We start from the raw sequence: 20123 nt of genomic DNA, 5'->3' as shown, positions 1-20123 counted from the left end.
TGTGAGGCATTGTGCCCCTATAGGAAATTGATCGATCAAATTTAGGAAATTGACATACATCTAAAAAACAAGAAACCAACTCAAACTTTTGGGTCGTGAATCAGAGAAATGTGGGATCATAACCTACCAAGGTTCTCAGGTTTAATTGACTCAAATCTGAAGACAAGCAAATGAAGGGCTCCTGGTAATTGTTACAAATTTTCCCACACTGTTTTGATGCACTACCAACTTTTGAAATGTTTACAAATTTAAACGGGGATTCTGATGACAGACCGAGTTTTAATTTTGGGAGGAAGTGGACGAATTGGTAGCAGTGTTGCAGCAGATCTGGTGACGCATACAACAGCGCACATTATTATCACAGGGCGAAATGCAGCATTGGGAAAGCGCGTGTGCGATCGCCTGGGGCCTCGTGTTCAATTTTTATCCTTCGATTTAGCTGACCAGGAAGCACTGAAAGCCTCTATAGCCGATACCAATCTGGTCATTCACTGTGCGGGTCCGTTTTACTACCGGGATGACCGTGTGATCAAAAGCTGCATTGATGCTGGGGTTAATTATGTTGATGTTAGCGATCACCCGTCTTACACCCGCAAGGCGATGGAATTGCGATTAGTAGCAGAGATGGCGGGTGTTACCGCGATTATTAACACGGGCATTTTTCCGGGCATTTCCAATAGCATGGTGCGGTGGGATGTAGAGCAACTGGATGAGGCCGAACGCATTCACCTGAGTTATGTGGTAGCTGGATCGGGAGGAGCAGGGGTCACTGTCATGCGAACGACCTTTCTGGGACTGCAACGTCCCTTTCAGGCGTGGATCGATGGCGAATGGCAACTGGTCAAGCCCTACAGCGATCGCGAAATCATTGAATTTCCTCAATACGGTCCAGTTGATGTCTACTGGTTCGATGTACCGGAAGCATTCACCTTACCCAATACCTTTCCTGTAAAAACCGTCATCACTAAATTTGGCACCGTTCCCCGTTTCTACAACTTCCTCACCTGGAGTGTGGCCCGCTGGTGGCACCCCTGGTTGTTAAAGCAAACCCCTGTAATTGAATTTCTCTCCCACGTCAGCCATTTCATGACGGATGTGACCGATCACCTGAGCGGGATTGGTGTGGCAATTCGTTCTGAAGTAACCGGGAAAAAGGATGGAAAAGCTGCCCGTAGTTGTTCAACCCTGGTACATCCAAATACTGCGATCGCTGCTGGCTATGGCACGGGCAGTGTTGCCCAACTGCTACTGTCAAACCAGCTCCACAAACCCGGCGTTTGGACGGTAGAAGAAGCCCTGCCAACCGACCTGTTTGAACAAACCATGCAAGAACGCAGCCTTCAAATTCAACACCAGTTTGATTGACAACATCCGCCAGAAGTTATTAACTTTGCAACCGGATTCTGTTCAGAATTAGGATGGAAGGCAATTGATTAACTAGATCCCCGACTTCTTTGCTCACTAAATCCAGGGCAACAAATGTCTACAACTCCTTCAACCATTGCAACTGGTTCCCAAGAAGCCACTCAAAGAGTTGTACTACAAGGGGTTAGCTGGCAAACCTACAAAGCTTTACTGGCTGAGCTGGGTGACAACCGGGGTTCTCGTCTTGCCTATAGCAATGGAGTTCTAGAAATTACAATGCCTTCTGATCGTCATGAAACCAACACAAAGTTGTTGGAAAGGATGATCGAGACGCTTACTGAAGAATTGGATACCCCAATCAAAGGTTTTCGCTCAACAACACTGAATCGTGAAGATTTGCAGAGTGGTACAGAACCCGATTCTTGCTACTACATTCAAAATATTGAACGGATCCAGGGCCGGACTGTAGACTTGCTCACCGATCCACCCCCTGATCTGGTACTTGAAGTGGACATAACCAGTCCATCCACCAGAAAGCTGTCCATATACGGACAGTTAGGAATACCTGAAATTTGGCGTTATACCAGGCAAGGAGTTCAAATCCTTCAATTAAAAAGTGGAACCTACATTCCCTGTGACCATAGCCCAACATTTCCCCTGATTTCTGGAGTTGTAACCAGTTTCTGCAACAGGCAGAAGATCTGGATGATACTGCTTTAATCCGCTCCTGGCGCAAATGGGTCAGAGAGGCGGCTAAAGCAGAGCTTTGAGTTGTTAGTTGTTAGAGAGGGGCCAGGGGTAGATGGGTGATAGGGTGATGGGGTGATAGGATAATTGCTCTTTACATTCATCACTCCCCCACTCCCTCACCCCTTGGAATCTCCCTCCACAGGATGGCAAAATGGACGTTACGTTTTAGTTGAGAAGCACCATGACTATCCTTTCTTCGCTGCACAATGCCCTTGCCCAAGGACAGGCTCTAAAGGTGATTAGCGGACTGAATAACTTTGATGTTGAACGGGTTTCGGCGGTTGTCAAAGCGGCTGAACTAGGAGGCGCAACCTTTGTTGATATTGCAGCCGACCCAAACCTGGTACGGGTAGCCAAGCGGTTAACTCAGTTACCTGTTTGCGTTTCTGCCGTCGAACCGGAAAAATTTGTGGTCGCCGTTGAAGCAGGAGCAGACTTGATTGAGATTGGCAACTTCGATAGCTTTTACGCCCAGGGTCGCCGATTTGAGGCCGAAGAAGTGCTGGCGCTGACCCAGGAAACCCGCCGCCTGTTGCCCAACATCCTGTTGTCGGTTACGGTGCCTCACATTTTGACCCTGGACAAACAAGTGCAACTGGCAGAAGAACTGGTGAAAGTAGGAGCCGATCTGATTCAAACGGAAGGTGGCACCAGCAGCCGACCGGCCCACTCCGGTACCCTGGGACTCATTGAGAAAGCCGCTCCTACCCTGGCTGCTGCCTATGAAATTTCCCGTGCGGTTTCAGTGCCAGTTCTGTGTGCCTCTGGGTTGTCAAATGTAACTGCTCCACTGGCGATCGCCGCAGGCGCAGCCGGTATTGGCGTTGGTTCCGCAATTAACAAGTTGAATAGCGCAGTTGAGATGATCGCGGCTGTTCGTAGCCTGGTAGAAGCTTTGGCAACTGTCAGCCGTTTTCAAGTAGGTGTTCAGTAGGAATGGACGAGTGGAGAGGTGAGGGAATGGACGGGGGGATAAGTGAATGGGTGGGGGATGTAAAGAACACTTACCCTATCACCCCATCACCTTATCACTTATCTACCCCTCACACCTCACCTGTCTAACAACTAACAACCAAAACTGATTTTCACCCCATCACTCCATCACCCCTCCACCCATCTACCACTCTCCCACCAGTTTCGCAACAAATCGATCGCGCGCTCCGTCTTGATCTATCATCAGTCGGAGAATTTTAGTACTTATGAAACGCAAACTCCCTACAGCGATCGCCCTTCTGGTGGGGTTAGGGGTTGTCATGGCGGTTTTCTTACCCCGTCTTACCAAACCAGCCCAGGTCAAACAGCTTCTGGAAACCCGGAGTTGCGAAGGCTGTGATTTGAGAGGCGCTAACCTGAGACAACAGAACTTAGAAGGAGTCAACCTGGAGAGTGCCAACCTTCAGGGGGCTAACCTGGAAGGAGCAAAGCTGGGGAACGCAAACCTGAGGCAGGCAAACCTGGCCGGGGCTAATTTGAACCGGGCAGATCTGGGATGCACCCGAATGAGTTTAAAACTGAGTGCAGATGAAAAAAATACCAATATCGGCTTTGATTTGAACTCCGCTCCAGAGACCGGACGCTCCGAAAGCACAAAGATAGGCTTCACCCTCAACGCCAATGAAAATGGAGCAACTTTAAACTTTAACTTGAAGGGATGTACAAATTTAGAAAAGGCTAACCTGAAAGGTGCCAGAATGCCAGATGGAGCAATTCATCCCTGATCTATGACAGACCCCCAACCCCAACTCAGTCCCGATGAACTGCGGAACTGGCAATTGAGCATTGAAGAAGCCAATCGGTACAACATCTTTTGCCATTGCCGACGGTGCGATCGCGAATGGATCGCGTCCGATTATGTGATCTGCAACTGTGGCAGTCAGGATGTGGAATATATTGCCTGCTGGCAATTTCCAGATGATTAGTGTTGCGGTTACAGTCATCCACCTCGAAGTAGAGGGTATCGTAGGCAATCAAAGCAAACATGACCCCATCCCGATAAAGACCATAACCACCAAACATGGCTCGTGCAGTCACAGCGTTAACCTGGTTGAGGTGAGCCAAAACATGGTTACAGAATGGGCTTTTGTGAGGCATAGGTGACAACAAACTGGCTAGATCGCGATCAGGATTAGCAGAAGCACCATCATAAAAACTTTATATTGAGTCTGAGGAAAATATATTGAGTCTGAGGAAAACTACCATCGGCTGGAAATCCGTTCAACCCGACCTACAAAATTTGAACCAATTGCCCATTCACTTTTATCCGGATTTCTACGGTTGCCCTTTGAAAGGGTATAGGCACAGGGCGCGACTAAAGTTTAATGGCTGAAACCCTTCCTATTACTCCTCTTCCCCTTTTTAGCATCCCTGCAAATGCCCACCTCAGAAATATAAACCTACGATGAACCCTACTCCTTGTGCTGGCATGACTCTGTACAATTATCTAAAATTCCCTTGAAGGAGTATACTTTCCACTGCAATGGCCCTGTCAGTGCTTTGCCCTAATAAAACATCCTTTTGGAATTCTCCTTTTGGGACATATCCGTACAAGCTTTCAGGGATTTTGCTTCTACCAACGGTGCATTGCCCGGCTAAGAAAAAAGCAGTTTAACTTTCTAGTTATAGCCGTCGCCGGGTTACTTAGGACATTGGTTTTAAGGGGGGGAACCCCTGCATCCTGCCCTAAGCCTGGTGGCTATAGCTATAAAATACCTGGTCACTACGCCGCCCGGTGAACAGGCTTTTGCAGCAAGTTCACCGGCGAAGAGGCGTCGTAGACCCTTTACTGCTTTTGTTAGCCTGCTGAGTTGATTTCAGTGATATCACTTGAACAACTGTACACCCAAGGTAGGTAACTATGAATTTGAAAACACTTGGCATCAGTGCCGCTGTCGCTACTACGGTAGTGGCAGGCTCGGCAATGAGCCTGTCGCCCGCCCAAGCGGCAACCTTGACTCCAGGAACCATCAACCTCGACAGCAATGCTGTTATAGCTTCATCCGCAGACAGTGGTGCTACGGTAACCCTTAACCTGAGTGGGTTTGACATCGCTGCTGTAACTGGTGGCTTTGTGGGTTTGAGCGGACCTCCTACAGTTCTTTCTCTAACTCTAACGCGAGGGGCATTGATTTCTGGTACGACTTTCGAATACACCACCACATTACCCGTCAACAACTTTATCTCTGATCTTTTCCTGGGCGGAGATGAAGTCTTTGTTGACATCATTAATGCTACCTTCTCAGGAAGATTTACTAGTTCATCAGATTTCTCATTCCTTGGAGACCTTATCCAAACCCGTTTTAGGTCAACCAATCAGCTTCCTGGCGGCGGTGTTTTACAGTCATTTACGCTGACAAACAACTCATCCAGTATTGACCTTGTGGCAATTCCTACACCCGCATTGCTGCCAGGGCTAATTGGCTTAGGTCTAGGAGTGTTGCGGAAGCGTAAGTCTGAAGGTGCTGAAGAGGTATCGGAGGCATAGGCGCGATTTAACGATCAACTTTGTTACGAAAATCAGAAGCGTGATAGTTGGCTCCAGGTCTAAAATGGCCTGGAGTTTTTTTAGGCACCCCTTTGCTCGTTATAGCTCTACGCGGGTGCGTTAGGACATTGGAATTAGAGAGGGAGTGGGGGCTGCGCCCCCAGCTAGGGGTTCCACCCCTGCACCCCGTCCTAACCATAATGACTCCGCTATAGCAAGCTAGTGGTCTATCAAGGCTTATTTTGTGAGTTTTCAACTCACAAAATAACCACTCTTACTCAATCCGGTGGTGCAAAATTAAAACTGACAAACCACTAGAGCTTGGTAAGGTTGGACGAGAAGCTCCCGCTTCCGATTGCATCCGGGAAGCCAGAGCTTCCATGATGGGTTTCCTAAGCTGGAGCTTAGCAACCAGGAAGGTTCTTTGCTGCACCCATTCCAGACGTAGTTCATTCGGGTTACTTAACAATCAGCAAAATCTCTTTTGATAATGGCATTATCAATTGCCTAACCGCTGTATGTTCATGGGACGCACATAGACTGGGGGAATACGGAGAGCGAAATGTAAAGGTACGATAAATCACTCCGTGTGCAGTTGGCGTTATCCCGTAGGCTTATCTAGAATTCGTCGAGGGAAGCAAACTTCTTCTCCGCAATATTGACGATAAATATTGTGTATTCAAGATGTTCATTCGTTGGGTATTGGGTGCCGATGTATTATCGGGTGCCTTTTTTAATACCTGGGAGTGAAGAACCCACATGCTCTTGAGAAATTTCAGGGTCATTCGCTTCTACCAATGGTGCACTGCCAGGCTACCGAGATCAGTGGTGATTCCGCTAAGCCTGGAGTCGATTCACATAGAACGATGGTTTTGTGTGATTGGTTCACTCACCAAGGCAGAAGTTCTACCAATTTTCTGTGCGATCGGTAGCCTACCAAGTTCAGTTCTCTAGACGTCAAATGAACAACTGTACACTTAGGTAGGTCAATCAATGAATTTGAAGAAAACATCGCTCTTTTTGAGCCTAGTTGGAGCTACATTCATCACGCTTGATACAGGGAATGCAGTTCATGCTCTTACCTTTAGTGAGCCACCAGATGCTGGTCCGCTATTGACTAATGCAGCAAATACAGTCCCAACTGGAGTTGTAGGTAATAATCCAGCAACTGATTTGACTCGAATTACAGGTAGGCTCAGCGGAAATGCTGATTTGTTCAGAATTCAAGTTGGAACTGGTTTGTTTGAGGCAATCGCAAGAGGTATTGATCCCAATCCAGTAAATGATACTCAGCTTTTCCTGTTTGATGTTAATGGTTTTGGTATTGCGGCCAATGACGATTTCTCTGGAGGGCTAGGATCTAGAATCACTCAGTTTTTAACGGCTGGTATCTACTACTTGGGAATTTCCAAGTATGATCTCGACCCTGTTAGCCGAAATAGAGGAACGATAGCTGAAATTTTTCCTGATACTCCTTTTACGGCTATCGTTGGTCCAACAGGACCCGGTGGTGCATTCCCTCTGTTTGGTTGGCGGGGTACTATCAGCGAAAGTGGGCGAGCTAGAAACTACGAGATCTTGCTAAGCAGTACTCCAGTTCCTACTCCTGCTCTACTCCCTGGGTTGTTAGCTCTAGGGGCAGGGGGGCTGCGGAAACGCAGGGATGAAGTGGCTGAAGAGGGATCTGAGGCATAAACTCTATCTTCTCAGTCTGATTGTCTGAAATTGAAGCGTAATAGTGGCTTCGGGTCAGTAATGATCCGAAGCTTCTCTATGGCAAAGCGTCGGGTGCCTACATCATCTCTTTATAGAAAGCATCCGGGAATGATTAACCGGGCTGCGTAAAGCTAAGTGGTGATTGCACACCTCTCTTTATATTTATCTACAACTCACTACACCCCTATGGCATCTATTTCTTCTCCAACCCCCAACAGTGTTGCCCCTTCCGGTGCGAGAGCAGTTTTTCAGATCGTTGGCATTGCCTGTTTAGCCGGATTTTTGATTGATATGCTGGTGCTGGCATTACCTCCCAATGTTGGCAATTCAACGTGGCGGGTTGGTTTGTTACAGCAGATGGCCGACCGAAGCATTGTGTTGCTACTGGGTACGGCATTTACTATTTTTAGTTTAGAAAGTCGCCGCTGGCTAAGGCGGATTTCAATGCTGAGTTTGATTGTGGGTGTTTTGTTTGTGCTGGCAAGTCTGCTGGTGATTCGCGACAGTGTGACGTTGCAGCAACAGGCAGTTAGCAATATCAGTACACAGGCATCACAGGCACAGACCCAGATTCAGAATGCGCAAACGAATCCACCCCCCAACTTAAAAGCAACTCCTGAGCAACTGCAACAGATATCGAAACAAATTAATACTCAAGCAGACTCACTCAAGCAAACGGCGAAAACAACGGTTTTGAAAACCAGCGTTTCTAGTATTGGTAACTTGATTGTGATTGGATTGGGACTGATCGGGTTGGGACGTTACGGGATGCGAGTTCGTAAAAATAAGGCTGCGGTGGGATGAAGTGGAAGCAAGTTAAGCAGGCAATCGCCCATCTAGGACAGGAAAGCATCCGCACAACCCATAATCGGATTGTGGCTTGTGGGGTTCTGGTAAGCCTGGGCTTTGTTCCTTACTGGTTGGGTGATCTCATCTTTGGTACGCTGCACGGGGCGGCGAGTTTGCTGATGGCGGTGGCGATCGCCTTGGGCGTTCACCTAATCTGGCAGCGACGGACTCAGTTGGAAAAGCTAGAGGCATCCCCCGAAGACGAGTTTCTGGGACATATCCTGATTATTGGCTGTGTGCTGCTCACTCCGTTTGGTTTCATTCTGGGAGAGTGGGCCCAGCGAATTATCTGGATGCTGATCCTGTCGGGAATTGCCTGTAGTACCTGGGGCATTGCCTTTTTCAGACTATTTCCCCTACCCACGTTTCTGATTTTTGCCGGGTTATTTCCCAGTCCTACCATTGTGGCAAAGACGTTGTGGGAAACGTTTTTGCCACCTAAAATGCTGGAACACTTAATGGCCTGGGGTGGTGCTTTAGGGCTGCGGGCCATTGGTCAACCCGTGGAGGCGAATGGGGTGGTGCTAACGCTGCCGGGTGGTTCGGTCGAGGTTGCCTGGGGATGCAGTGGCTTTGATATGGCGACGATCATGGCGGTTGCCAGTTTAGTGTTGGGGATTTTTCTAAAGCAACGCGCCTCCAGAGTCATTTTGATGATGGTTATTGGGGTGGTACTGGCGTTGCTATTTAATATTCCGCGTATTATGTTAATGGCGATCGCTGAGGCGCGCTGGGGCAAAGCTTCCTTTGAGTTCTGGCACGGGTTCTGGGGTGGGCAGATTTTCTCGACCATTCTCTTCACGGTCTATTACTATGTGGTGATGGCGATCGCCAAACACAAAAATAAAAAGACTGCTTAATCCCCTGGGTTTCACTAATCCCGGTTATCCTGATATCTCGTCGATTGCTACGGAAGATTAAGCCGAAGCTGCTTTTTGATCCAGCCAATCTGTAAGCGTTGTGAGAGCCCGATGCAATTTGATCAGTACAGCAGGTGCAAGTTCTGTCAGCGCGATGACGTAATCCGCCCGCAGCTCATCTCCATACCTGTGGCGAATGGCGTGACGAAATTTTCGGTACTCATTTAAGTCCAGTAGAAGGGAGCCAGTCCAGAGAGGAGGACGTTTGTTACCTCCAGGATCTGCCACCGGGAACAAAAGTGCCTGATGCCAGTTTTTGCCCTGGGGCAGTCCCTTATCCAAGGAAACTGCAACCTGTTCATTCACCCGTTCACACCGCTTGTAAAAAGCATTGATATAGCGGTAGTCATTGTGGTTAGGACGGGGTGCAGGGGTGGAACCCCTAGCTGGGGGCGAAGCCCCTACTCCCTCTCTCTAATTCCAATGTCCTAACGCACCCGCGTAGAGCTATAACTCGCAGAGCATCGCGCACTTGGTCAAGCAGCTTTCGAGGACGTGGTTCCATCGGCAGAAGAGTACCGTAGTATAAAAAGTGTAGTAACAGTATATGTGTTCTACTGAGTTACTAAGATAGATACACAGAATTTTGCTGTATATCCAGCCCATTTGGGAGATATCCAGCAAGGCTGCTGTTGATCTACCAGTTTTGGGGAAATATACAGTAGGCAATCTGTTTATCTACCCTATAGGGGGAGATATACTGATAAAGTTTGCATAATAAATTGTTATGTGTCTTTGTCTGTCGGTGGTGACGGTAGTTTGAGATTTATTTCTTTGATGCAAAGGCTAGAAAGCCCATTTGTAAATTTTCAGTGATATGGAAGTTATTACGGTGGTCTTATTAAGAGATCTAGAGATAAAAAGATGAAGTAACCTACAAACCTTGAATTTTATGGTTTCAGCTAGCTCAGGTGGTGATGACAGCAATCTCATACGAGCAACTCTTGAATGGATTGCCGATGCTGGGATTAACGGGTTAGGAGTTCTGCCATCTGCGGAGGAGGTTGCAGCAGATCATCGGAGTAAAGCTGCAAGTGTTGAAGATGCCATTAATTCAGTTATTGCATGGAGAACTACGTATGCTGCTGGCACAGGTTTTATTACTGGATTAGGCGGCATTGCAGCAATGCCCATTACCATTCCAGCAGGTTTAGCCGCATCCTACGCGCTTGGAGCCAATACTGCTGCTGCCATAGCTCATCTTCGTGGATATGATATTCATTCTGAACAGGTAAGAACAATGGTTCTGTTATGCCTAATCGGTGAAGCAGGAGGAGATCCTTAAAACCGCAGGCATCACAATCGGTACTAAGCTATGTCAAAACCTAATCAAGCAGATACCTGGTAAAGTTTTGATTGAAATCAATAAAAATCGGTTTTCGGCTAATTACAAAAGCTGGTGAGAAGGGTGTCATTAACCTTATGAAGATGGTGCCTTTGGTAGGAGGTGTTGTTGGAGGCACTTTTGATGGTTTATTTGTAAATGGCTGTGGAAAACAGCAAAGAAAGTGTTTGTTTAAGCTTCAGACACATAACAATTCGGGTGCAGCGGATTGACCGAAGCCGCTTGGGTTGGATGCAAAGACCCTGGCAACCGCTGACCCGAAACGTTAGCCCGCTTCGGCAACAGGGTTATGCAGTGGTTGAGAAGCTGAAGACCCGGTACTGCAACGTTATCTGTGTGTGCGATCGCCCCAAAGCGAGAGGTTGAGTACATCCAGGCGATCGCCCAAGTGACAAGTCCCACAGCGTTATTGTCTCAATGCAAGGTTGAGTTCATCAGCAATCTGGGTCAGAGTCCAATGTCCCAGCAGGTGTCAGGGGCGATCGCCATTGCGTTACTGCTTTCCGAACCGTGCTTGAAAAGTAACTGTGAGTGTGCGATCGCCCCAGCGAGAGGTTGAGTTCATCGAGGTTTTGCCTTCGGTTCAGCGTCCCAAACGGTTATTTGTGGGGAGCGAAACGTTGAGTATAATGGTGCTGATGGCTGCGTTGGGAAGACCAGAGAGATAGGGTGGGGCGATCGCCAGAAAACGCTGGCTAACCAATCAGCGCAGCGGACAGACGAAAGCCGCTGGTGCTGGGTTCGAGGTCTGCTGCCGCTGGCTTCAGCCGTTATCCTGCTCAGTCCTTGGTGAGGGCAGTCTGCCAAAGTTATCTGTCAGAATTGAAAGACAATGCTTCCGCAAAGTTGTCAGTAGGGTCGTAACTGACGCTTCCTGGGGAAATGAAATTATATTTATATCTCTACGGTCGGGCTTTTTGCTGGGATCATCTGAGGGTGGATGCCAACCTCCCTGTATCCATAACTGCCTAGACTCCTGGATAAACTCTTGGTTATGAAATTCATCATTGATGTCAAGGCGATGACAAGTTGCTCGACCTATAGGTGTTATCCCAACAACTTTAAGTCCATCGCTTGACCAGACAAAGTGTTCTGCCCATTCCATAGACGAGGATTGAATAAGGGAACTTCTTGCTGCGTCTCTGGGTCAATTCCAGTCATGAAATTATAACGACGCTCATTGCAACGACGACAAGCAAGAGCCAAATTGCTAAGAGAATCTGAACCACCCAAGGATTGAGGATTAGGTGATCTATCGTGAAGATATCTGAGCTAGAACGCTCTGGAGAGTGGCAATATTCGCAAAGATATTTTGCTCTTTCACGTATAAGTTGACGGGTACGTTCGTTAATGGGCACGACTAGCGATCAATTTAGCATTTATAAACGTTAAGATTCTCTCAAGTTCTGAAATCCCAGCGTATTCTGCTTCTTCTTCTAAGGAAAGTGAACCAACTTTTCTCTTGTCCAACAATTCTTCTAATCGGCTGTGCAGTTCACTAGTAAACTTGATGAGGCTAACACCATCAAGTTCTTCAACGGTGATGCCCGAACGTAACCACGATGAGGGTTCAATCATTAAAACAGGAACCATTGTCTGAGAATTCATATTCTTTTTCCTCCTCTTTTAAGAGTTTCCCAAAAGTTGATAAGCTCACCAAAAACTCAGCAGACCACTTCCTCTCTAACTCCTTCGATAAGGATATCAGTTGATATCCTAGAAATAGGATAAGAGAGACATAAAAAATGAGCGCAATTGGGTTAGATAGCTGACTCCAAACATAAAAGCTTGATATAATCGATAGAAAAATACATATGAAACCAAGTATTAAAAATATTGATTTCAGACCGATATTGAACACTCGGTATTTCGACTTTCCCTTCTCTCTTAACTTTTGCATCCGTCTTTGCCATGAAATATCTCTCTGATCTCCCTCGTAAAATACTTTTAAGTATGTAGCTATCCTGACAGTTGAATTGTGAGAGCTACTAACAAATATTATTGAAGGCAATATAATCGAAAATGGAAGTAGTAAAGGAAGGGTAAGCCTATTTCCTTTGGCGGTAACCTACTGGGATCTAATGTGAGGACATAGCCTAGAAGAGCTGCTGTACTTGTGACACAGATATTCAAAACCAGATATACCTTATTTGAATTTTCTAAAATTTCTTTGTACAGGTTATCGTATTCAATTTTGCTAAACTCATCTGACATATATAAACCCTTCCTCTTTAAAGCCTTTCTCTGCAAGCCCGTACTTCTTTAACCAGGAATTAAGAGTTCTAGATTGTCAATTCCATAATAAGAGTATGGAACACTGCATTAGTCCAACCAAAGCCCTCTTGGTTTTGTACCTATCTGTCAATACCTCATGACTGCCTCGTACAACATCGTATTTTTCAAAAGGTTTCCAGTCTTTTCCCAGATACTATAATTTAAATTCAACCACTTCAAAGCAATGCGCCTAGCATCTTCATCGTATCCATAGTTCTTTAAGCCTTTATAAACAATCCAGTGAAGAGGTGCCCAACCTACTGGATAATTCCATTGGCGATCACTGTAACCGTAATCCTGATCGCATGTGACCAATCCAAATTCTTTTTCAAAGAGACAGAGATTACTACGCAATTTTTCTGCCTGAGAAGCATTTACTAATCCGTAAAAAGAGGAAAGTAAGTTGCAAGAGATTTTACTTTCTTCCTTTCACTGAATCTATAATTGTAGTCATAATAAAGTCCATCCAACTCATCCCACATTAGTTCATTTATTGCTTCCAGGCGCTTCTGAGCGGATTCTCTCCATTGTCTTGCTTCTTCTTCTTTATTAAGCTGCTCATAAAAATAGGCAAAGTTTCTTTCATAAATGCAAAGATTGCTATTCAAATCAATAGGTAAAAGATATAGAACATCTTCTACCTCGAAACGTGGTGACAAATCCCATGTGGCTTCGTTATCGAGAGTAATTGGTGCAATGTAATCTGTTGGAAAGCATGATGGTGCATGATAACGGCTAAGGTCACGATAAGCAAGGTGATCTTGGTTGAGCCAGTAATGTTTGTATTCCTTTTCTAATACAGGTAATGCCTTTTCCAGCCAAAGTTTATCTCCGCTAATTTGATACACTTCTTTGACCATTTCAGACAAAAGGTAATTGTGAACCTGCTGCCCATCTCTTGCGATTAGCAATTACCATCCCATGCTGCTCAACTAAAAATAGACAATTCTCAACCATCCCTTTTGCTAATTCAAATCTATTCCCACGCAATAACGATAGGATAATAAAGTAACTATCCCAGTAAAATTGAACTACAAATCTTCCACCAGGAAAAATAAAATCATTAGGAAGGAAAAGAATATAGGGCTTGTCTGGGTCGGTATCATCCAGATGTCCGTCAATTGAAGTTGCAGCTACAGCTTTCCATGACGCTAGCTTGTCTTGGTGTCCGCTACGGGCATTTCCTGTCAACTGATCCCATTTCTGATCAATAAAGCTTAATATTGAAGTGGTTTCATCCTTAAGATTGTCTAAAGTCAGCATAAGAGCCCCACTCCGGTCTTTTTCCTTAAAAGCTGTCTTTATGATAGACGATGTTGCTGGAGAGAAGTGCTGACTGATGCTTCTCGCTTCGGAATAGCGCAGGATAACATAGGCCCTGAGGGAGACGGAGTCAACAGTCAACTGTGAAAAGATACCGAGTAAATTGATGCACAGACTCAAAACGCAGCAGACCATAAGCCATCCTAAAGCTGGCTAAATTGCATTCAATATTTCATTCCTAAATACGTTCCATTCGTTGAACTGTCGTGTGTCTTTAGCGTGACTTAAGCCGTAGAATTGCCGCACTCACCTGCTGTAGTAGTCATTTCAACTGGGCTTTGGACTAGCATCGCCGCTAACGGCGACCTCTTCCGCTGGAGCGCTGCCAGATAGCGGTCTTCGTCATAGGGCACTCGGTCTTGCCAGCAGCGCCAGAGAATTCGTCCCCACTTATACGCCAGAGCGCGAATCGCTTTGGGATGACTTTGCCCGATCGCCGCTGCTGCTGATAGAACGCATTGGCCCACGATGAGTGTCGCCGCGACTGGTCAGCCCACTCCACAAAGGACTGCCGCAGAAACTTTGGACAACTCCAGCGCCAGTGCGTCCAGCGTTTCTTGCCACTCTCTTCTTTGACCGGTGCAATGCCGATATAGCTCATAAACGCCTGGGCGTTGCCGAAGCGACTGCGGTCATCACCAAAGGCAACCAGCAATCGAGGGGCTAAATGGGGCCTGCTCCTGGTAAAGCCTCGAAAACGCCGCATCTGGCAAAGACTGAAACAACTGCTCAATCGTTTGATTCAACTCATCGAGTCGATGCAAGAGTGCCTTGAGTTGAATCACCAGCGTTTGCACCAGCCATTGCATCGGTTTGACGATGCCTGGGTCTTCTGTCAGCGGGGTACCAGCGGTTTGAATCTGGTGAATGCGCCGTTCAATGGCGCTATGGCGAATGACTCGATGAGACTGGAAGAACTGAGTCAATTCCTCAGCCGAGGCAGCTTGGGCGCAGTGGAGATCAGGGTATTGAGTCATAAAGTCGCAAAACACTTGAGTATCTTTATCCTCAAACCAATCCAGCACTTGGGGGTAGAAGTTCTTCAGCGCAGCGGTCATACGATTGGTCAACCGCACTTCTCGCCCACCAGCATGCGGCGAGATTCACTCCACTGCCGCAAGGCTCGCAGTTCACAAGATGCGGGTTGCCACGGAGGAATCTTGTCAGGATGCTTGAGCAGCAGCTCAATTAGAATTTGAGCATCCACGGGGTCTGATTTTGCGCGTGAGGGCTGAAAGGCTCGCCGATAGTTGGAGACTGTGCGCGGATTGATGGGAAACAGCACTAGGTTTTCGTACTGGCACAGTGCGTAAATCAGGGGTCCTCGCTTTTGCTCCAGACAGATGGCGATTGGGTCATTGCCGTATCGCTGTTGCAAGGTCGCAACCCAATTGGCAATCTCTTGCGGTTGAGTGCCGATCACGCTGTATTCTCGCTGTGCGCTCTCGGGGTCATACAGACAGATGTCGTGTTTACGATCTGACCAGTCGATGCCGATGTAGGCGACAAAGGTTCTTTCCATCAGCTAAGTTGGGGATAGGTTGTTGTCAGGAACTGGACTGCCTGCTTCTGAGCGAAGAGATTATGGAAGGTGTGAAAACCACGCAATCCCTGAGAATTCGTTAAAGGAAGCCGGTCAGGGTTGAGGCGAGGCAATATGTTAGTAGACATCCGGCTGTCTGACGTTGGATGGTCGTCCTCAATCCCTAGCCCAGTCTCTTTTCCTAATTACCATTTCTCTGGCTCTTAGCGAGCTGCATGAGAGGAGCGAAGCAATATGTTAGTAGACATCTGCCGGTCGCTCACTGCATGGTCGTCTCCTCTCTTGCGCTGTTCCGTCTCCCCATAACTGCGTTGGTGCGGACGGTACAAAGGTTATCAGTGAGTGTTCAAGGTGATCTGCCGCCGCACAACTTCACCGTTATGCTGCTTTGCTAGAGTTAGCGTTTTGCGAAGAAAAATAAAATCGAGCAAAAGATTTTCGTCAAAGAATACTATTATTCTGTTCTCATAGAGCTGGAAACTCAATTTGAAATGCTATGGTCGCCAGAAAATTACAAATTGCCTTTTATCAACAGTGCTTTTCTCTTTGTACCTCCGATCGTACTCACACCTCCAACCGTACTTGCCCAGAGTAATATCCGCACCCAGCGGGTTCAGTTCAAACCTGGTGCCAACAGTGCCACCGTTCAAGGCTCAATCAAGGGCTACCAGATTGTCGATTATGTCCTGAATGTTAGACAGGGGCAGACTATGAATGTCAGTATGTCCACGAAGCACGGTGCCACTTACTTCAACATTCTGGAGCCAGGTCAAACGGAAGTAGCAATCTTTAACGGGTCGGTGAGCGATAACCAATTTGAGGGACGCTCAAAAAAGTGGTGACTATCGAATCCGGGTTTATATGATGCGGAGTGCTGCTCGTCGCAACGAAGTCGCGAACTATCGACTGGAGATGATTGTGTCGGGAACTGGTATTAGCAGTTCTAGAGATAATAGCGTGCCTGCTGCCCCAGAAAATGGAGGACCTCGCAACTGGGAAGTTACCGCCAACATTAATCTCTTAGAACAGCCCTCCACATCCGCAAGGATTCTCGCTAAGTACGAGCGAGGCACGATTCTAGACAATCTGGGATGCCAGCGTACCCAGGGCAAGGTTTGGTGCGACGTTCAACAGCTTGGTGGAGGTCCACGGGGCTACGTTGCCGCAGACCGCCTCAAGCCCGCAATATCCCCGAATGGAACCGCCGCAATGGGGCCGGACGATTCCGCGTTGCGCGCGGGGCAAGGCAGGTTCGATGCTAACGGGTTGCTGAAGTGCGCGTTTTCTGAAGGTCAGCCGCTGCGTGATTGCGAATTTGGTGTTGCCCGCGCGGGAGGTGGTTACGCCACAGTCGTTATTAAGAAGCCTCAAGGCCGCACCCGTATGATCTTTTTCCGCATGGGCAGACCTATCGGTGCCGATGTCAGCCAGTCGGAGGAACCTCGAATTCCGGGCTTTTAGAGGAGCCGACCTGTATACGATCCTTATCGGCAACGAACGCTACGAGATTATTGATGCAATAATTTTAGGGGCTGATCCACCCAGCCTCGGCGTATACAGAGCCGCATAACAACGCCCATGCACACCGACCGCCGAAAGTTGATCGGTTACAATACAGAGGTTATCTGCGGCGGGTGATGGGCAGCGTTAGGCAGCAAAGTTACGCACCTAAAAGTGAAGCTACACTACAGGTACTAGACCTTAGGTAGGAGAAAGGTTGGTTTTCAGGGATGATTAAGTAGGTGAGTTATTTACACAGGACTCTTTTAGGATGAGCGCAAGCCTTCAACGAATACGGATCAACGGACTATATGGGACAAATAAGTGCATTGATGCTCAAATCAGTGACAATACTTTGATCCTAGTTGGCGAAAACGGCTCTGGTAAAACCACCTTTCTCCGTATATTATTTAACCTTCTTGCAGGACGTTGGCGGTCACTAAGTCTCTTTCGCTTTAAGTCTGCCATCCTTACTCTAGATGATGAAGACATAGAGATTTCTCACTCTGATATTGACCGTTTGATGGATAGGATTGATAGTAGAGCCTTAAGAAGCACCAACATTCTTACGGCAAACTGTTGTAGAAATATTTGAGTCCACGGAACCGCATGAAAGACCTCAAGCCATTGAGAGGATTGCCAGAAAATATGATGTCCCTCTGCATTATCTTGTAGAACAACTTAGCTTATTTGATGATGAGGATCATGTCTCTTCACAGCAAGTTGCTGAAGTTCTAAAAGGCATCATGCAAAAATTGATGCTCAGGTTCTCTATTTACCTACATATCGCAGAATTGAACGGGAACTTGCTAGCGTAGTCGATTGGATTGATCCCAGTGATCTGCGCCGACGAAAAAATAGACTGTCAAGAATAGAACGTGCCGACTCTTATATTGAACTTGTGGAATTTGGTATGCAAGACGTTGAAGATTCCATAAAACCGAACTCGATCGCCTGGAAAAATTTCAAAGTGAAAATTTAAATATATTAACTCTTAAACACTTTGGAGACATAGTTTCATCAGCATATCAAGTAGATGATATTCAACGACTTGCCAATTTATCTGAAACCGAAATCCAATCTGCACTTGCACGAGTTGACGAGTCTATTGTAGGTAGTACTCAGCGTGAAGAATGGCTCAAAGCAATTCAATATGCTCAGTCAAGAGAAACTCCTTCTGAGCGAGATCAAATCATTTGTCACTATTTTCTAAAGATTTTTGACTTCCAAAAGTTGTTGCAATCTGAAGAAGAAAAGATCTCGACATTTTGTCGAGTTTGCTCAGAGTACATTACAGATAAAGAATTTGTTTATGACAGTGCTTCATTTAAGTTCTACATACGCCCAAAGTTTGATTACCATGCAGGTGAATCTGTTCAACTTAGTGATTTGTCCTCTGGGGAAAAGCAGATAGTTTCCTTATTCAGCCACCTGTATCTTTCAGGACAATCGCGTTACTTCGTATTAATCGATGAGCCAGAATTATCCCTATCGGTTCCTTGGCAAAAAGATTTCTTGTTGATATACGCAGAGGCAACTTTTGTGCAGGTCTAGTGGCTGTTACCCATTCACCATTTATCTATGATAACGAACTAAAGCCTTATGCTCACTCTCTAGGGAGTTTGCATCGTTATGACAGATACACAGCCTTCAATGCTGGAGATACATAACCAAGCTCTTGAAGAAGTTGATAAGGCATATCACGAGTTTTTATTAATTTATCAAAGGGATGCTCAATGTGTATGGATTCGTTGAAGGTAAAGACGATCCAGTCTTCTATCGTCACTTGATAGAAAGGCTATTTCCCGAAGGATGGTCGGTTAAGTTAATCCCAACTGGAAATAAACAAAATGTATTACGTTCCTTTCATAATATCAATTGGACAAATTTTTCTAAGGAAAGAGTTTGCTTTTTCATTGATCGAGACTTGCAAGACTTTGTAACTCCACCGCTACAACTAGAAAATAATATCTATGTTACTGATGGTTATTCCATAGAAAACTCTATTTTCAAGACCAATTATTTTATGGTGTGCTTTCTGACGTGTACCAAATCACACTATTAGATCCACAAGAGGAGGATTTGATAAAACAAATTATTCAAAAAACATGGAGAATTTCTTTGAAGCGATGATGCCTCTAATGGGACAAATTCTACTGTGGAAACGATTAGGTGCCAAAGCAAACTTATCTAATTTAAGGCTCGATCATATTTTTCATTTTCCGAAGCAGTATTTGTAACTAACACACGAAGCGTATTATTAGAAATAGCTTCTAGACAAACTGGCTGTGCTTTGTATGACGATAACGATGTTGTAACCGCTGAGGAGGAAATCCGTAGTCGTACTAAGCCGTGGATGCTGGTACGTGGCAAGTATGTCCTGTGGTTTTGTAAAACAATGTGAGGCTATATGGGAAGCTATTCCAAAGCTGTTGTCGAGATTTTCAGATAAACCCAAAAACGAGCAGAGTTTGGTTTGCACAATGCAATGCTCATACTTGCTCCTCAGGCACGGGTACCAGAGAGTTTGAAAGAGTTCGTCGAACGGAACTATCTCACTTTCATTAATGCACGTAATAATAGCAGCGTACAGCCCAACAATTCAAATGCAGCGGACGGTTGAGAATCTGCTGGTACTTAGTTTAAGGCTATTTGCCGCCGCTGATTTGAGCCGTTATTTCCGGGCCTTTAGTTTTGCTGGAAAACGGTAGGAAATTTACTTCCTGCGAAACAGCCAACTGAAGCGTCTGGGTGGACGAATTGGGCGCAGTCTTCCCAACCCTCCTGTCCTGCGGAAGTGAACTCGTTTAGTCGGTAAAGCAGGTTCTTCTTTGACTTCCTCTTCCGGTTTAACTTGTTTTTGTTTTTCAATGGATATATCGTCTTCCTTCGCATTCCACCAGGCTGCAATCACCCCTACCGCGATCGCCACAATTGCCCCAAACGCAATGCTAAACAACCAGCTATAGCCCAGCAGAAATAGGCCGATCATGAAGTAGATCCAGTACCTTGCTCCGGCGGGAAGCCCTGCTTTCCAATCTGGTTTTATGACCATAG

At 46.3% G+C, this 20123-nt stretch carries 25 protein-coding genes and 3 pseudogenes; 15 read left to right on the top strand and 13 right to left on the bottom strand.

Annotated features, from left to right (window positions below):
* The first annotated feature begins 264 nt into the window (after positions 1-264).
* The 5 genes from P4D80_RS12155 (at position 265) to P4D80_RS12135 (ending at position 4034) form a co-directional block, all read left to right on the top strand.
* Positions 265-1365: a saccharopine dehydrogenase family protein gene (locus tag P4D80_RS12155; protein WP_421659402.1), complete on the top strand. Its 1101-nt coding sequence runs from the start codon at positions 265-267 to the stop codon at positions 1363-1365.
* Between the two features lie 114 nt (positions 1366-1479).
* Positions 1480-2085 (top strand): Uma2 family endonuclease, encoded by a 606-nt coding sequence (locus tag P4D80_RS12150; protein ID WP_421659401.1) that lies wholly within the window; start codon positions 1480-1482, stop codon positions 2083-2085.
* Between the two features lie 211 nt (positions 2086-2296).
* Entirely contained in the window at positions 2297-3049 is a 753-nt protein-coding gene (locus tag P4D80_RS12145) for a DUF561 domain-containing protein (protein WP_421659400.1), read from the top strand.
* Positions 3050-3314: 265 nt separating this feature from the next.
* Complete coding sequence (locus tag P4D80_RS12140; RefSeq protein ID WP_421659399.1) at positions 3315-3833, top strand: pentapeptide repeat-containing protein; 519 nt, start codon at positions 3315-3317, stop codon at positions 3831-3833.
* Between the two features lie 3 nt (positions 3834-3836).
* The gene (locus P4D80_RS12135; protein ID WP_421659628.1) at positions 3837-4034 is read left to right on the top strand and encodes a hypothetical protein; all 198 of its coding nucleotides are present in this window, start codon (positions 3837-3839) and stop codon (positions 4032-4034) included.
* A gap of 10 nt (positions 4035-4044) precedes the next feature.
* Here P4D80_RS12135 and P4D80_RS12130 read toward each other — a convergent pair.
* Positions 4045-4206 (bottom strand): annotated as a pseudogene (locus P4D80_RS12130) (TfoX/Sxy family protein); the annotation flags it as partial.
* 763 nt (positions 4207-4969) lie between these two features.
* Here P4D80_RS12130 and P4D80_RS12125 point away from each other — a divergent pair.
* The gene (locus P4D80_RS12125) at positions 4970-5596 is read left to right on the top strand and encodes a PTPA-CTERM sorting domain-containing protein (protein WP_421659398.1); all 627 of its coding nucleotides are present in this window, start codon (positions 4970-4972) and stop codon (positions 5594-5596) included.
* A 274-nt stretch (positions 5597-5870) separates the two neighbouring features.
* On the opposite strand, the gene P4D80_RS12120 is transcribed toward P4D80_RS12125, so the two are convergent.
* Positions 5871-6065, bottom strand: a complete 195-nt coding sequence (locus P4D80_RS12120; protein ID WP_421659397.1) for a hypothetical protein — start codon at positions 6063-6065, stop codon at positions 5871-5873.
* Between the two features lie 524 nt (positions 6066-6589).
* Here P4D80_RS12120 and P4D80_RS12115 point away from each other — a divergent pair.
* The 3 genes from P4D80_RS12115 (at position 6590) to crtC (ending at position 9021) form a co-directional block, all read left to right on the top strand.
* A complete protein-coding gene (locus tag P4D80_RS12115) occupies positions 6590-7291 on the top strand; it encodes a PTPA-CTERM sorting domain-containing protein (RefSeq protein ID WP_421659396.1) in 702 nt (233 codons plus the stop codon).
* 207 nt (positions 7292-7498) lie between these two features.
* The gene (locus tag P4D80_RS12110; protein WP_421659395.1) at positions 7499-8116 is read left to right on the top strand and encodes an HpsJ family protein; all 618 of its coding nucleotides are present in this window, start codon (positions 7499-7501) and stop codon (positions 8114-8116) included.
* Positions 8113-9021, top strand: coding sequence for a cyanoexosortase C (crtC, locus tag P4D80_RS12105; protein WP_421659394.1), 909 nt, complete (start codon positions 8113-8115; stop codon positions 9019-9021). Before P4D80_RS12110 ends, crtC begins: the two co-directional genes overlap by 4 nt.
* Before the next feature lie 57 nt (positions 9022-9078).
* On the opposite strand, the gene P4D80_RS12100 is transcribed toward crtC, so the two are convergent.
* Entirely contained in the window at positions 9079-9417 is a 339-nt protein-coding gene (locus tag P4D80_RS12100) for a hypothetical protein (RefSeq protein ID WP_421659527.1), read from the bottom strand.
* Between the two features lie 556 nt (positions 9418-9973).
* On the opposite strand from P4D80_RS12100, the gene P4D80_RS12095 reads away from it, so the two are divergent.
* Positions 9974-10366 carry a hypothetical protein gene (locus P4D80_RS12095; RefSeq protein WP_421659393.1) on the top strand — a complete coding sequence of 131 codons (393 nt, stop codon included), beginning with the start codon at positions 9974-9976 and terminating at the stop codon, positions 10364-10366.
* Positions 10367-10597: 231 nt separating this feature from the next.
* Here P4D80_RS12095 and P4D80_RS12090 read toward each other — a convergent pair whose 3' ends face one another.
* From P4D80_RS12090 to P4D80_RS12050, 9 genes and pseudogenes are all read right to left on the bottom strand, one after another.
* A complete protein-coding gene (locus P4D80_RS12090; protein WP_421659392.1) occupies positions 10598-10828 on the bottom strand; it encodes a hypothetical protein in 231 nt (76 codons plus the stop codon).
* 945 nt (positions 10829-11773) lie between these two features.
* Positions 11774-12034: a hypothetical protein gene (locus P4D80_RS12085; RefSeq protein ID WP_421659391.1), complete on the bottom strand. Its 261-nt coding sequence runs from the start codon at positions 12032-12034 to the stop codon at positions 11774-11776.
* A 753-nt stretch (positions 12035-12787) separates the two neighbouring features.
* Positions 12788-13560: pseudogene (locus P4D80_RS12080) on the bottom strand (trehalase family glycosidase).
* A gap of 1 nt (position 13561) precedes the next feature.
* Positions 13562-14158, bottom strand: a complete 597-nt coding sequence (locus P4D80_RS12075; RefSeq protein WP_421659390.1) for a trehalase family glycosidase — start codon at positions 14156-14158, stop codon at positions 13562-13564.
* An 89-nt stretch (positions 14159-14247) separates the two neighbouring features.
* On the bottom strand, positions 14248-14490 hold the full coding sequence (locus P4D80_RS12070; RefSeq protein ID WP_421659627.1) for a hypothetical protein: 243 nt from the start codon (positions 14488-14490) through the stop codon (positions 14248-14250).
* Positions 14491-14528: 38 nt separating this feature from the next.
* Positions 14529-14729: pseudogene (locus tag P4D80_RS12065) on the bottom strand (transposase); the annotation flags it as partial.
* The gene (locus P4D80_RS12060; RefSeq protein WP_421659389.1) at positions 14659-15093 is read right to left on the bottom strand and encodes a hypothetical protein; all 435 of its coding nucleotides are present in this window, start codon (positions 15091-15093) and stop codon (positions 14659-14661) included. The gene P4D80_RS12060 and the pseudogene P4D80_RS12065, both read right to left, overlap by 71 nt.
* On the bottom strand, positions 15090-15545 hold the full coding sequence (locus P4D80_RS12055; protein ID WP_421659388.1) for an IS110 family transposase: 456 nt from the start codon (positions 15543-15545) through the stop codon (positions 15090-15092). The genes P4D80_RS12060 and P4D80_RS12055 overlap by 4 nt, the downstream gene beginning before the upstream one ends.
* Positions 15545-15694 (bottom strand): hypothetical protein, encoded by a 150-nt coding sequence (locus tag P4D80_RS12050; RefSeq protein WP_421659387.1) that lies wholly within the window; start codon positions 15692-15694, stop codon positions 15545-15547. The genes P4D80_RS12055 and P4D80_RS12050 overlap by 1 nt, the downstream gene beginning before the upstream one ends.
* Before the next feature lie 363 nt (positions 15695-16057).
* Here P4D80_RS12050 and P4D80_RS12045 point away from each other — a divergent pair, with 363 nt between their 5' ends.
* From P4D80_RS12045 to P4D80_RS12025, 5 genes are all read left to right on the top strand, one after another.
* Positions 16058-16408, top strand: coding sequence for a hypothetical protein (locus tag P4D80_RS12045; protein ID WP_421659386.1), 351 nt, complete (start codon positions 16058-16060; stop codon positions 16406-16408).
* On the top strand, positions 16383-17027 hold the full coding sequence (locus P4D80_RS12040; protein ID WP_421659385.1) for a hypothetical protein: 645 nt from the start codon (positions 16383-16385) through the stop codon (positions 17025-17027). Before P4D80_RS12045 ends, P4D80_RS12040 begins: the two co-directional genes overlap by 26 nt.
* A gap of 1272 nt (positions 17028-18299) precedes the next feature.
* A complete protein-coding gene (locus P4D80_RS12035) occupies positions 18300-18620 on the top strand; it encodes an AAA family ATPase (RefSeq protein ID WP_421659384.1) in 321 nt (106 codons plus the stop codon).
* A gap of 175 nt (positions 18621-18795) precedes the next feature.
* Positions 18796-19131 carry a DUF4435 domain-containing protein gene (locus P4D80_RS12030; RefSeq protein ID WP_421659383.1) on the top strand — a complete coding sequence of 112 codons (336 nt, stop codon included), beginning with the start codon at positions 18796-18798 and terminating at the stop codon, positions 19129-19131.
* 502 nt (positions 19132-19633) lie between these two features.
* Positions 19634-19777 (top strand): hypothetical protein, encoded by a 144-nt coding sequence (locus tag P4D80_RS12025; RefSeq protein WP_421659382.1) that lies wholly within the window; start codon positions 19634-19636, stop codon positions 19775-19777.
* Between the two features lie 5 nt (positions 19778-19782).
* Here the strand turns inward: P4D80_RS12025 and P4D80_RS12020 are convergent, their stop codons facing one another.
* Positions 19783-20121 carry a hypothetical protein gene (locus P4D80_RS12020; RefSeq protein ID WP_421659381.1) on the bottom strand — a complete coding sequence of 113 codons (339 nt, stop codon included), beginning with the start codon at positions 20119-20121 and terminating at the stop codon, positions 19783-19785.
* Positions 20122-20123: the final 2 nt, after the last annotated feature.

Origin of the sequence: Leptothermofonsia sp. ETS-13 (genome assembly GCF_049200465.1) — a bacterium.
Classification (GTDB): Bacteria; Cyanobacteriota; Cyanobacteriia; order Leptolyngbyales; family Leptolyngbyaceae; genus Leptothermofonsia.
This window is presented reverse-complemented; position numbering and strand designations above follow the sequence as displayed.